The 13,062-nt window shown below is 40.2% G+C and carries 11 protein-coding genes; 9 read left to right on the forward strand and 2 right to left on the reverse strand.

What is annotated here, in order from left to right; all coding sequences use genetic code 11:
* Position 1: 1 nt before the first annotated feature.
* The 9 genes from AACZ88_RS18725 to AACZ88_RS18765 all read left to right on the forward strand — a co-directional run bounded on the left by AACZ88_RS18725 (position 2) and on the right by AACZ88_RS18765 (position 11,874).
* Entirely contained in the window at positions 2 to 589 is a 588-nt protein-coding gene (locus AACZ88_RS18725) for a porin family protein (protein ID WP_339713635.1), read from the forward strand.
* Positions 590 to 667: 78 nt separating this feature from the next.
* Positions 668 to 1,036, forward strand: coding sequence for a 3-hydroxyacyl-ACP dehydratase (locus AACZ88_RS18730; RefSeq protein WP_339713638.1), 369 nt, complete (start codon positions 668 to 670; stop codon positions 1,034 to 1,036).
* On the forward strand, positions 1,037 to 1,525 hold the full coding sequence (locus tag AACZ88_RS18735; RefSeq protein ID WP_339713640.1) for a hypothetical protein: 489 nt from the start codon (positions 1,037 to 1,039) through the stop codon (positions 1,523 to 1,525).
* A gap of 104 nt (positions 1,526 to 1,629) precedes the next feature.
* Positions 1,630 to 2,799 (forward strand): DUF2062 domain-containing protein, encoded by a 1,170-nt coding sequence (locus AACZ88_RS18740; protein ID WP_339713643.1) that lies wholly within the window; start codon positions 1,630 to 1,632, stop codon positions 2,797 to 2,799.
* A 25-nt stretch (positions 2,800 to 2,824) separates the two neighbouring features.
* Complete coding sequence (locus AACZ88_RS18745) at positions 2,825 to 6,487, forward strand: 1-acyl-sn-glycerol-3-phosphate acyltransferase (protein WP_339713645.1); 3,663 nt, start codon at positions 2,825 to 2,827, stop codon at positions 6,485 to 6,487.
* Entirely contained in the window at positions 6,484 to 8,031 is a 1,548-nt protein-coding gene (locus AACZ88_RS18750; protein WP_339713647.1) for an NAD(P)/FAD-dependent oxidoreductase, read from the forward strand. The genes AACZ88_RS18745 and AACZ88_RS18750 overlap by 4 nt, the downstream gene beginning before the upstream one ends.
* On the forward strand, positions 8,031 to 8,909 hold the full coding sequence (locus tag AACZ88_RS18755; RefSeq protein WP_339713649.1) for a cupin-like domain-containing protein: 879 nt from the start codon (positions 8,031 to 8,033) through the stop codon (positions 8,907 to 8,909). Before AACZ88_RS18750 ends, AACZ88_RS18755 begins: the two co-directional genes overlap by 1 nt.
* 38 nt (positions 8,910 to 8,947) lie before the next feature.
* Positions 8,948 to 10,591: a C45 family peptidase gene (locus AACZ88_RS18760; RefSeq protein WP_339713652.1), complete on the forward strand. Its 1,644-nt coding sequence runs from the start codon at positions 8,948 to 8,950 to the stop codon at positions 10,589 to 10,591.
* Positions 10,588 to 11,874, forward strand: a complete 1,287-nt coding sequence (locus AACZ88_RS18765) for an AMP-binding protein (RefSeq protein ID WP_339713654.1) — start codon at positions 10,588 to 10,590, stop codon at positions 11,872 to 11,874. The genes AACZ88_RS18760 and AACZ88_RS18765 overlap by 4 nt, the downstream gene beginning before the upstream one ends.
* A gap of 195 nt (positions 11,875 to 12,069) precedes the next feature.
* Here the strand turns inward: AACZ88_RS18765 and AACZ88_RS18770 are convergent, their stop codons facing one another.
* The gene (locus AACZ88_RS18770) at positions 12,070 to 12,366 is read right to left on the reverse strand and encodes a GIY-YIG nuclease family protein (protein WP_339713656.1); all 297 of its coding nucleotides are present in this window, start codon (positions 12,364 to 12,366) and stop codon (positions 12,070 to 12,072) included.
* 355 nt (positions 12,367 to 12,721) lie between these two features.
* Entirely contained in the window at positions 12,722 to 13,054 is a 333-nt protein-coding gene (gene ssb, locus AACZ88_RS18775) for a single-stranded DNA-binding protein (RefSeq protein ID WP_339713659.1), read from the reverse strand.
* Positions 13,055 to 13,062 lie beyond the last annotated feature (8 nt).

Consider the following 13,062-nt stretch of genomic DNA (forward strand, 5'->3'; position numbering starts at 1 on the left):
CATGAAAAGAATAATTATCATAGCGATACTGTTTTCATCAGGCTTCGTCTTCGCTCAGGGAAAAACGAAAATGGCACTGCGAATGGGGCTGAACAACGCCAAAGTTTTGAATTCGACCTTGCATACTAAACCAGGGTTATATGCCGGGGTGGCCTTGGCTGTACAGTTTACCGAAAACTATGCACTTCAACCCGAGATTACCTATTCAAAACAGGGTGGTGAATCAAAATCCCAAGGGTTCGAAGATATTGACATTAATTACGTGTCCCTCGGTGTTGCGAATAAGGTTTTTACCCAAGGACAACATTTCCATTTTATCCTAGGGCCGAGTCTAGACTTTAATTTTGACGACAATTTTATTAGTTTGGTAAATTCCAACGGAGATAATTTTGAAGTCACACCGATCGATTTTTCACTTTTTGGGGGTATTGGCTATGAATTTGATTTCGGGTTGGCGCTCGAACTACGCTACAAACAAGGGTTATTAGACCTAGATTTCAACGATGACGGTGATTATGGAGATTCCAACGAAAAAAACCAGTTGAACCGGGTAATACAAATAGGTGCTTTGTATAAATTAAACTTTTAGCCGTAGTCGGCTTTTAACATTATGTTCGACTCAAAACTTTACCTTTGGGTGCAAAATAAACACGAACAATTTTAAAATATGTTGATAAAGGACCTATATACGGTACAGACTTTTGAGCAAAGCGACGAAAGTGTTACTGCCACGGTAAAACTCCATAAAGAGCATGACATCTTCAAGGGTCATTTCCCTGGAAACCCTGTTATGCCAGGAGTCTGTATGATTCAAATTATTAAAGAACTTACCGAAAAAGCGGTAGACAGAGAGTTGTTCCTCTCTACGTCTTCCAATATAAAGTTTATGGCCATCATCAATCCTGAAAAAAATGACATTTTGGTACTAAAGTTGGACATTACGACGGACGACAAACAAATAAAAGTTAAAAACACTTCCTTTTTTGAGGATACATTGGCACTAAAATTGAACGCTACTTTTAAAATCTTGAACTAGATGAAAGTCGCAGGCCTACTTATTGTTTTTCTTATTTCTACGCTGACAACTCCCGACCTTTCGGAATTACGAAAAAACTATCCAAAGGCATCCAATAGCGAAGCGATTACGAATGCATTGCAAAACCAGCTTGTCGATGTTACAAAAGAAGATGAAAAAATACTTGTCGCCTACAAAGGGGCAGTATCAACATTAATGGCCAAATATGCGAAAGGAATTAAAAATAAAAAAGATTTTTTTAAGACCGGAGCAGAACTGATTGAATATGCGGTTGAAAAAGAACCTGAGAATCTAGAGATTCGGTGCATTCGATTAAGTGTTCAAGAAAATTCACCCAAAATTGTCGGTTACAAAGATAACATACCAGAGGATAAACAGTTTTTAATAAATAACTATAAAAGTGCTTCTTCGACACCAGTGACTACATTTATTAAAAATTATGTAATGGGATCCGCCCTTTTCGATACGGCTGAAAAGCAATTGTTTTAGGAAATCCATTACGTATCTTTGCTGAAACTTAAGCCATCTTCCCCAGAAGTAGGTCTTAGAATCGATGTACCTTGCCGACTACCACCCCATCCAACTCTGAAATTATGACGCAACTTGAATGTTGTGTTATCATTCCCACCTACAACAATTCTAAAACCTTAAAAAAGGTGCTCGATGGCGTATTGTTCTACACATCGAATATTTTAGTAATCAACGATGGTTCGACCGATTCAACTCCAAAGATTCTTGCCGACTATCCTTTATTGGAACAAATTCATTTGGAAGAAAATAAAGGCAAAGGCCATGCGCTTAAAATCGGATTTAAAAAAGCAGTTCAGCTAGGATATCAATTCGCAATTACCATTGATTCTGATGGGCAACATTTTCCCGAAGACATTCCTATTTTTATAAATGCTCTAAAAGAGGAACCTTCAAAGCAGGTGCTGTTCATCGGCGCACGGAATATGGGACACTCTTCAGTGCCGAAAAAAAGTAGTTTCGGTAATAAATTTTCCAACTTTTGGTTTTGGTTCGAAACGGGAAAGTGGTTAAAGGATACGCAATGCGGCTACCGCTTATACCCGTTATTTGCATTAAAAGACCTTAAGTTTTATACACCGAAGTTTGAGTTTGAAATAGAAGTTATCGTACGTGCCGCATGGCATGGCATCGATGTGAAAAATATTCCCGTTCAGGTGAGTTATGACGAATCAGAACGTGTGTCACATTTTAGGCCCTTGGTCGATTTTACGCGCATCAGTATTTTAAATACCTGGTTGGTCATTCTAGCTATCTTTTATATTAAACCACGGGACCTTCTACGAAAACTCAGAAAAAAAGGATTCAAACGATTCTTATATGAAGATTTCCTGCACAACCAAGATTCTGCCAGAAAAAAAGCAATGTCGATTGCCCTAGGAGTTTTTATTGGACTTTCCCCCTTATGGGGATTTCATACACTTATCGTGATTTTTTTGGCCATCCTTTTTAAACTAAACAAAGTCATCGCCTTTGCTTTTTCAAACATTAGTCTTCCACCGTTTATTCCTTTTGTGCTATACGCAAGTTCTAAGGTGGGGCAGTTTGTTTTAGGGCAGCAGTACTCTTATACAATGGAAGAGATTACTACAGATTTCGAAGTGTTTAAACACCTAAAGGCTTATATTGTCGGAAGCCTTGTATTGTCAACGACTTCAGCGCTCGTTATTGGTCTTTTAGGATATGTCTTTTTATCCATTTTTGAACGAAAAAGAATAGCCGTTAATAATGGGTAGGTTTTTCTATGCAACATATCGCTTCATGGCAGCACATCGGTGGTGGAGTGCACTTGGGTTGTTGTTCATTCTTTTAGGTCTTGTATCCGTAGGCTCCAAAATTCAATTTGAAGAGGACATTTCGAAATTGATACCGATAAACTCCGAAAATGCCGACTACCAAAAGGTATTAAAGACCGCCAATTTTGCTGACAAGATCATTGTAAACATTCAACGCGATGAAACAGGTTCTGTCGATGACCTTGCCCAATACGCCACTGCATTTATAGACAGCCTCAACACTCATAGCGGCAATTATCTAAAAAACATACAGGGTCAAGTTACGGACCGTGATATTTCAGGCACCTTAGACTTTGTTTATAAAAACTTGCCCCTCTTCCTCGATGCAGCTGATTACAGAAAGATTGCTCAAAAAATTACCGAGGATAGCATAGCCGCGATTACCAAAGAAAATTACAAGACCCTCATTTCACCGTCGGGTATCGTCGTCAAAAAAACGATTCTTAAAGACCCTTTGGGACTCTCTCTTATTGCCCTTGGAAAGTTGCAGCAATTAGGAGTCAGCGATGGTTTTATACTGAAAAACGGATTTTTGATGAGTGAAGACGAACAGCATATTTTGCTTTTCATAACGCCAGTTCATGCTTCGAATGAAACCGCTGAAAATGAAAAGTTCGTAGAAAACCTCTACCGACTTCAAGACCAACTGAACGACGCCTACATCGGTAAGGTTAAAGGGGACTATTTCGGGGCTGTTTTGATCGCTGCCGCCAATGCCCAACAAATAAAAAAAGACATTCAGTTTACGGTCGGTATTGCCCTAACCTTACTGCTTCTTATTCTTGTTTTCTTTTACAAAAAATTGACCCTCCCCGTTATTCTGTTTACACCTACAATTTTTGGCGGACTCTTATCCATTGCGCTGCTATACCTGCTACGCGGTAAAATATCAGCTATATCACTGGGTATTGGAGCTGTACTTCTCGGGGTAACCCTCGATTACTCACTGCATATTCTCACCCATATTCGAAATGGCGACTCCATCAAAAAACTCTACCAAGAAGTTACCTCTTCTGTTTTAATGAGCAGTTTGACTACAGCTACTGCCTTCCTGTGTTTATTGTTCTTGCAGTCACAGGCGCTCCAAGATTTGGGAATTTTTGCAGCTGTCAGTGTCATAAGCGCTTCAGTTTTTGCCCTTCTTTTTATACCACAGGTTTATAATGTATCTAAAAAGCAATCCATTTCAAAAACTTTGTTAGATCGTATTGCCGCGCATAATTTTCATAAAAATAAGTGGGGGCTAGCTCTACTTGGTATCTTATTGCTGATAAGTATTTTCACGTATAACCACGTAGCCTTTAACAAAGACATTTCTAAATTAAACTATGAACCCCAACCTTTAATCGATGCAAGACTTCAGCTAGAATCTCTTACCGATATGGGTTCAAAATCAATTTACATAGCAGCCTACGGGAATGACAGGGAAAAAGTGCTACAAACAAACGACACGCTTTTTACCGTGCTTCAACAATTAAAAAACGAGGGTAGTATTATCAACTTCAGTTCAGTCGGCGCTCTAGTACATTCCCAAAAAGTACAGCAGGATAAAATCAGTAAATGGAAGACATTTTGGAACACAGAAACAACTGCTTCCGTTAAAAATAACCTAGTAGCAAGTGGGGAAAGTCTTGGTTTTAAACCGAATACATTTTCACCCTTTTTCGCCTTGCTCAACACCCATTTTCAACCACTACAAATCGACGATTATAAGAGTATAAAGGCTTTTTCCATCGATGATTACGTAACTACAGCAAACGGTTTCGCCACGGTCACCTCTTTGATAAAAACAGATTCCACCGGAATATCCGCAATACACAATGCGCTGGATAAAGCACCCCAAACCTTGGTCATTGACCGTCAAGGTATGAATGAAACGTTCTTAGGTACGCTAAAAAATGATTTCAACCACCTAATAGGTTATTCCATTCTTGCGATTCTAATTCTTTTATTGCTGTTCTATCGTAGTTTTTCTTTGACTTTGGTTACGAGTGTCCCCATCTTTTTAACCTGGTTTTTAACGCTTGGGGTTATGGGGCTCATGGGCTTGCAATTCAATATTTTCAATATCATTATTTCTACCTTTATCTTCGGTTTGGGCATCGATTACAGTATATTCATAACCAATGGCCTACTCATGGAACTTCGTACCGGGGAAAAAACATTGTCCACGCACAAAACTTCAATAGTGCTTTCGGTCATTACGACAATTTTAGGTGTGGGCGTGCTCATTTTCGCAAAACATCCAGCGCTATACTCTATTTCTTTGGTCTCCTTGATCGGCATTCTATCGGCAGCTTTTGTCGCCTTTACCGTACAACCCCAATTGTTTCGACTATTTGTGGGCAGCCGTTATAAAAGGCCCATTAGCTTCCGGTTATTTGTGCATTCCGTACTTTCCTTTACATATTATGGTTTGGGGGGGGTAGTACTTTCCGTATTCGGTGTGCTGCTTCGAATCATTCCCATAAGCAAAAAAATAAAAATGGCATGGTTTCATAAATCCATTTCTAAATTAATGGGGTCGGTACTATACACCAACCCTTTTGTTAAGAAAAAAATAATCAACACACACAACGAAACCTTTGACAAGCCTGTGATGATTATTGCCAACCATACTTCATTTTTAGACATTTTGGCCATAGGAATGTTGCACCCCAAAATCATATTCTTGGTAAACGATTGGGTCTACAACTCCCCAATTTTCGGCAAAGCCGTTCAGGCAGCGGGGTTCTATCCCGTATCAAGCGGTTTGGAAGAAGGCGTTGAACACCTTCGAAAGAAGGTGGCCCAAGGCTATTCGCTCATCACCTTTCCTGAAGGTACTCGCTCCAAAACAAACAAAATAAAACGCTTTCATAAAGGGGCTTTTTTTCTTGCCGAGCAATTTCAGCTCGACATTTTACCTGTACTTATCCACGGAAATTCGGAAGTACTTCCTAAGGGAACCTTTATCATTAAAGACGGTAGCATTACCTTAAAACTATTAAAGAAAATTTCTGCGAATGACAGTACATTCGGAGTTGGATACCGTGAGCGCACCAAAAAAATTGGGGCGCATTTCAAAGATGAATTTCAACAGCTAAGAAATGAAATCGAACACGAGACCTATTTTTATCCATTGGTTTTGGAAGATTATCGGTATAAGGGAGATCTATTACACACCACCGTTAAAAAAGACCTGTATCAGCACAAATCGGTATACAAAGAATTATTGGACTATATCCCCAAAAAGGCGCATATTGCGCACCTTTCAAACACACAAGGCCAATTTGATTTTTTATTAGTATTAGATTCCAATGACCGCAGAATAACTACTTATATTGAAGATATATATAACAGAAACATCGTCAAAAACAGCTATATCACTAGCAACTATAGTAACCTTCATATTGTCGACACTATAGAAAAAGCTCTAGCCACAAAGGCTGAAATTCTTATTGTTGAACTCGATTTCAGCCAGAGTAGTATGTTGACTTCCGAAATAAGCAATGAAATTCTTATATTAATCGTATTGAAAACGATTAAGACCAGAAGACCAGAAAATATAGCCCCAATAGGTTTCGCTATAGTGAACCAAAATGATAATTTTACTATTCTAAAGCGAGATAAGGAAGCACAGACATGAAAGAGATGTACGACGTAGTAGTGGTTGGTAGTGGCTTAGGGGGGCTAGTTGCAGCCAACATTCTTGCAAAAGAAGGGCTCAGTGTCTGTGTATTGGAAAAAAACAATCAGTACGGCGGAAACCTACAGACCTTTGTACGCGAAAAATCTATTTTTGACACTGGAGTGCATTATATCGGGGGACTCTCGGAAGGTCAAAATTTGTATCGTTATTTCCGCTATTTAGAAATTTACGATGATCTCATCCTTAAGAAGATGGATGAGAATGGATACGATATCATCACTTTCGACGGTGACCAAAATGAATACAAACATGCTCAGGGCTATAAAAACTTTGCAGCCTCACTTATCACCCAATTTCCAGAAGAAGCCAAAAGCATTCAAAAGTATTGTGAGGCCATGCAAAAAACCTGTGATAAATTTCCCTTATACAACCTTAAATTAGGAAAACCCTATTACGACGAGGAGGAACTTTTTCAGCTATCGGCCCGCGAGCATATCAACTCTTTTACGAGCAACACGAAATTACAGGCCGTTTTAGCGGGTTCCAACCTATTATACGCAGGGGAAGCCGATAAAACGCCCTTTTACGTGCACGCGTTATCGGTCAATTCATATATTGAAAGTTCGTATCGTTGTGTAAACGGTGGAAGTCAAATTTCAAAATTGCTCGTTCGCAAGCTGAAAGAGAACGGCGGTGAGGCCTATAAACATCAAGAAGTAGTAAAATTCGGTTATGAAGATAAAAAGATTACTTCGGTAACTACCAAAAAAGAAAAACAAATAAATGGAAAGCTTTTTATCAGCAATATTGAACCTAAGCTCACCCTAAAATTAGTAGGCGAAGAAAAATTTCGTAAATCGTATGCAAAAAGGGTAGACCAAATCGAAAGTACCATTTCGGCTTTTAGCCTGCACATCGTATTAAAACCTAAAACTTTTCCTTACCTCAACAAAAACTATTACCACTTTAAAGACCACACCAAGGTATGGGACAGCCACAGTTATACCCAACAAAGTTGGCCTGAAAGCTATATGGTATCTATGGGGGTCAAAAAAAATACAAATAACTGGGCAGATCAATTGACCGCAATAACTTATATGCGTTATGAAGAGGTAGCACCATGGGCAAACACCTTTAATACGGTCGCCCATAAAAATGACCGGGGACAGACCTACGATGAGTTCAAAAAAGCCAAAATCGAACAGTTTTTGACCGAGCTCGAAAAAAAATTTCCGAATATCCGCGATTGTATACAATCGATTTATACCTCTACTCCCCTATCGTATCGTGATTATATCGGCTGCAACAATGGTTCTATGTATGGGTACTCCAAAGACGTAAAAAGCCCCCTAAAATCATTTATTTCACCAAAAACCCGGATTAGCAATCTATATTTTACCGGTCAAAGTTTGAACATGCACGGTATTTTGGGAGTTACTATCAGCGGAGTGGTTACTTCATCTGAAATTTTGGGTAGGGAATATTTATTGAATAAAATACTGGAAGGGAATGCCTCCCCACAAAAAAAACCAATCGTTTAATGGAAAAATTCAAGACTACACCAATATCACGAGTTCAGAACATTTCCAAAGAAGCGTTCATTTCGGAGTTTTACAAACCGCAACGCCCCGTTTTAATACAAGGGCTCACAAAAGATTGGCCTGCTTATAAAAAATGGAACCTCGATTATATTCAACAGTTATCGGGAGAGCAAATAGTTCCGCTATACAACAACGAACCTACTAAAGGTAAACAGAATTCCGCAGCGCCGGCAACCGAAATGAAATTGTACGATTACATATCACTGCTTAAAACCAAGCCGACGGACCTTCGTATCTTTTTCTACAACATCCTCGAACACATGCCCGAACTTGCCAAAGATTTCGAGTATCCTGATATCGGTTTGAAATTCTTTAAAAAACTACCAGTTATGTTCTTTGGTGGTGGTGGATCAAAGGTATTGGCGCATTATGATATGGATCTTGCCGATTTGATGCATTTCCATTTTCATGGAACTAAAAGCGTAACGCTTTTTAATCCTGAACAATCAAAATACCTTTATAAGGTTCCTTTTTCGGTTCATAATTTGGAAACCATAGATATGGATAATCCTGATTTCGAAAAATATCCAGCGTTAAAACATGTAACGGGTATACAAGTCGAAATGAACCATGGCGATGCACTTTACATGCCAAGCGGATACTGGCACTTTATAAAATACCTAAACGGTGGATTTTCGATTACATTAAGGGCGCTTCCAACAAAACCGGGACGCTTGTTAAAAACAGCCGGCAATGTATTCTTTATGCGTCATTTTGAGAATATTATGCGAAAAACTATGGGGCAAAAATGGGTCGATTTCAAAGAAAGTGGAATGATACGCCGTACCAATAAAAAATTCGGGAATCTAAAGGGATAATGTTTATAACTGCTAAAACACCACGTATCTTAAATTTTTTGCCATTACTTCTGTTATTGGTCTCTTGTGGTGTCGCCAAGTCATTGAAAACTATCCCCGATATTGACCAATATAGTGCGAAAACACCTCAACGAATCAAAATTTCAGATTCGATATATGTTTCCGAACACGGTCGGCTCACCCAAAACAAGCAGGGTCTTTGGGAATTATATGTCGAAGGAAACCCTTTACAAATTGGTCTCACCACTGGAAGCCTAACACAAGAGCTTTTTCATAAACAGGAAGACGCCTTACTTACCAAAGTAGATGAAATGGTTCCTTCGAAAACCAAGCAATACCTGCTATGCAAATTTTTGGCCTGGTTTAACCGAAAAATGTACTTGAATATCGACAATGAATATAAAACGGAAATTTACGGGATTTCTCAATATGCTTCCGATTCTTATGACCATATTGCCGATGCTTACCCCAGAATACTTTATTTGCACAGTGCTCATGATATTGGCCATGCCCTTCAAGATTTAGCTTTGGTAGGTTGTACTTCTTTCGCGGTATGGGGCAATAAAACACCGGACGGCCAACTTATCGTTGGCCGGAATTTTGATTTTTATGCCGGAGATGAATTTGCCAAAGAAAAAATCATCGCCTTTATCAATCCAGAAGAAGGGCATAAATTTATGTCGGTTACTTGGGGCGGTATGATTGGCGTGGTTTCAGGAATGAACGACCAAGGCTTGACCGTTACGATCAATGCCGGAAAATCAAAATTCCCGACGGCCGCCAAAACACCGATTTCCATTGTAACCCGTGAAATATTGCAATATGCCTCGACCATAGAAGAGGCCGTTGCCATAGCAAAAAAACGGAAGGTCTTTGTTTCCGAATCTATTTTTGTGGGTAGCGCCAAGGATAAAAAAGCAGCCATCATTGAGGTATCACCCGAAAATTTCGGGGTATACGATATTGCAAATTCCAGTCAATTGATATGCTCCAACCATTTTCAGAGTACTGCCTATGCACAGGATAAAAAAAACAAAGACCATATTTTAGAAAGCCATAGTCAATATCGCTATGATCGTATGGCCGAACTTTTGACCGAAAACACCAAAGTAACCCCGCAAACCGCCGTTGATATTCTGCGCAATAAAGAAGGATTAAATGACAAAGCCATCGGTTATGGTAACGAAAAAGCTTTGAACCAATTGCTCGCGCATCACGGTATTGTTTTTAAACCCGAGGAACTTAAGGTCTGGGTTTCGGCCAACCCTTATCAACTAGGTGAATTCGTGGCCTACGACCTGAATACGGTTTTTCAAGATGCGGAGAAGAAAACGTCCAAAGTAACTTTGGCAAACGCAGCAATGAACATTGCCGCAGACCCTTTTCAATATAGTGCAGCGTTCGATGATTATCAGACTTACCGCAAGCTAAAAGAAAAAATAAGTATCGCCATTGCCTCCGGCGAACGTATATTACCAGAAACCTTGGATGCTTTGGTAAAAAGTAACTCCGAGTACTGGGAGGCGTACTACCTCATAGGAAGGTATTATTATGAAAAAGGGTATTACACTGCCGCTCTGAACGCCTTTGAACGAGCAAATACCAAAGAAATTACTACGTTGCCCGACCAGAAAAGGGTCGAAAAATATATCAAAAAATTAAAACATCGTTTACATCCATGATTCCTGAAATAGAAAAAGCATCATCAGAACGCATAAAAGCCTTTCAAGAAGCCAAATTGAAGGAACTCATGGTATACTTACAGGAGAAATCGCCCTACTACCAACGCCTATTCAAGGAGCATAAAATCAATTTACGGCAAATTAACACTTTGGAAGATTTGGCCAAGATTCCAACAACTTCCAAAGAACAATTACAGCAATACAATGACGATTTCTTATGTGTTCCGAAATCAAAAATAGTCGATTTTGTAACCACTTCGGGCACGTTGGGCGAACCCGTAACCATTGGTCAAACCGATGCCGATTTAGATCGCCTAGCCTATAACGAAGCCATTTCTTTTGCATGTGCAGGAGTAGGACCGGACGACATTCTGCAGCTCACCACCACCTTGGATCGGCGTTTTATGGCGGGACTAGCCTATTTTCTAGGCGCACGAAAACTGGGTGCGGGCATTATCCGTGTTGGGGCCGGTATACCCGAGCTGCAATGGGATACCATTCTCAAATTCAAACCTACATACCTAATCGTGGTTCCCTCCTTTTTGTTAAAACTCATCCAATATGCCGAACAACATGGAATTGATGTAAACACTTCTGGAATAAAAGGAGCTATTTGTATCGGGGAATCGTTACGCAATCAAGATTTCTCACTCAATATTTTAGCAAATAAAATAAAATCGGCTTGGGATATCAAACTGTATTCCACCTACGCGTCTACCGAAATGAGCACGGCCTTTACCGAGTGTAGCGCCCAACAAGGCGGACACCAGCATCCGGAACTGATAATCGTTGAAGTGTTGGATGACAATGAGAATGCAGTGGCTATCGGTTCGGTTGGAGAGTTGACGATTACCACACTCGGTGTGGAGGCTATGCCCTTGCTGCGATTTAAAACCGGAGATATGGTGGTGGCCCATACTTCAACCTGTAGCTGTGGTCGCAACACGACACGCTTGGGCCCATTGGTGGGACGAAAAAAACAAATGATCAAATACAAGGGCACCACCTTGTACCCACCGGCAATGGACAATCTCTTGAATGATTTTAGTGAAGTGGAAAGTCATGTTATCGAAATATACCACAACAGCATAGGTACCGATGAAATCGGAATAAAAATCGCGACCGATACCCCGACAGACCGATTGTTACAGGCCATCAAAGACCACTTTCGATCCAAATTACGGGTATCGCCAAAAATTGAATTCTGCGAAAGTAAAACCGTTCAAAAACTACGGATGTCAAAACTGGGCCGTAAACCCGTGACCGTTATTGACCGTAGGTGAATGGGGACACTCCATTGCGAGGCTCCTTTTGAGCCGAAGCAATCCGTTCAATTTGTGCTGGGTATTCGACAGTTTGCTTCGTCGCCAAATATTGCAGTTCCCATAACACAATTCGTACGGCTTCTCGCAAAAACGACATTGCGAGCGCAGCGCGGCAATCCCTTGAATTCACTCTTCAACTGAAGGAGATGCCGACTAAGTAACAAACACCCAACCCTCGGATAAATCGTTCCAGTGCGGGTTTATAGACTGAATCAAAAGTTCCTTTCGTTTTCTATTACCTGCCTTCAATTGTTTCTCTCTTGCTATCGCCTGGATCATGCTATTAAACTCCTCAAAATACACGAGTTTGTCACAATTATACCTCGAAGTAAAACCCTTGTAATATTTTGTCTTATGTTGATAAACCCGTTTAATCAAATTACTGGTTACCCCACAATAGATTACGGTATTGTTCTTATTGGTTAGTAGATAAACGAATGACCTTTTCATCTTTGGTGTTTTATAATACGGGAGCAACGAAGTAAATTCATGACGACATTGCGAGCGTAGCGAAGCAATCCGTTGAAATTACCTGCGACTTCGACGGTTTGCTTCGTCGCGGTAAATTGCAGTTCCCATAACACAATGCGTACGGCTCCTCGCAAAAACAACATTGCGAACGCAGCGCAGCAATCCGTTGAAATTATCTGCGACTTCGACAGTTTGCTTCGTCGCCAAATATTGCAGTTCCCCATTTAACAATTCGTACGGCTCCTCGCAAAAACGACATTGCGAACGCAGTGAAGCGACCTGTTGAATTTGCTTTTCCAATTCAACAGGTCGCTTCATCAAGTTCATGGGAATATTACTTCCCCAACATCAAAAGTTCGTTACAACGTACTTCCGTGATATAACGTTTTTCGCCTTCTTTGGTTTCATACGAACGGTGTGTCAATTTTCCCTCTACGGCTACCTGTTTCCCTTTGACCAAAAAGTTTTCTATAATATCGGCCGTTTTGCCCCAGGCAACCACATTATGCCATTGGGTATCTTCTACTTTTTCACCTTTCGCATTCTTATAACTTTCGCTGGTAGCGATGGAAAATTTGGCGAGCTTGTTACCACCATCCAAGTTTACGATTTCCGGGTCGTTGCCCAAGTGTCCAATCAACTGTACTTTGTTTCTAAGTGCATTCATAATAAAGA

It is taken from the genome of uncultured Kriegella sp. (genome assembly GCF_963975415.1).
Classification (GTDB): Bacteria; Bacteroidota; Bacteroidia; order Flavobacteriales; family Flavobacteriaceae; genus Kriegella.

Bases quoted from the DNA above. Each gene is read 5' to 3' on its own strand.
- AACZ88_RS18740 (WP_339713643.1), top strand. From the start codon at position 1,630: ATGACGCAACTTGAATGTTGTGTTATCATTCCCACCTACAACAATTCT.
- AACZ88_RS18735 (WP_339713640.1), top strand. From the start codon at position 1,037: ATGAAAGTCGCAGGCCTACTTATTGTTTTTCTTATTTCTACGCTGACA.
- AACZ88_RS18750 (WP_339713647.1), top strand. From the start codon at position 6,484: ATGAAAGAGATGTACGACGTAGTAGTGGTTGGTAGTGGCTTAGGGGGG.
- AACZ88_RS18765 (WP_339713654.1), top strand. From the start codon at position 10,588: ATGATTCCTGAAATAGAAAAAGCATCATCAGAACGCATAAAAGCCTTT.
- AACZ88_RS18770 (WP_339713656.1), bottom strand. From the start codon at position 12,366: ATGAAAAGGTCATTCGTTTATCTACTAACCAATAAGAACAATACCGTA.
- AACZ88_RS18755 (WP_339713649.1), top strand. From the start codon at position 8,031: ATGGAAAAATTCAAGACTACACCAATATCACGAGTTCAGAACATTTCC.
- AACZ88_RS18730 (WP_339713638.1), top strand. From the start codon at position 668: ATGTTGATAAAGGACCTATATACGGTACAGACTTTTGAGCAAAGCGAC.
- AACZ88_RS18725 (WP_339713635.1), top strand. From the start codon at position 2: ATGAAAAGAATAATTATCATAGCGATACTGTTTTCATCAGGCTTCGTC.
- AACZ88_RS18745 (WP_339713645.1), top strand. From the start codon at position 2,825: ATGGCAGCACATCGGTGGTGGAGTGCACTTGGGTTGTTGTTCATTCTT.
- ssb (WP_339713659.1), bottom strand. From the start codon at position 13,054: ATGAATGCACTTAGAAACAAAGTACAGTTGATTGGACACTTGGGCAAC.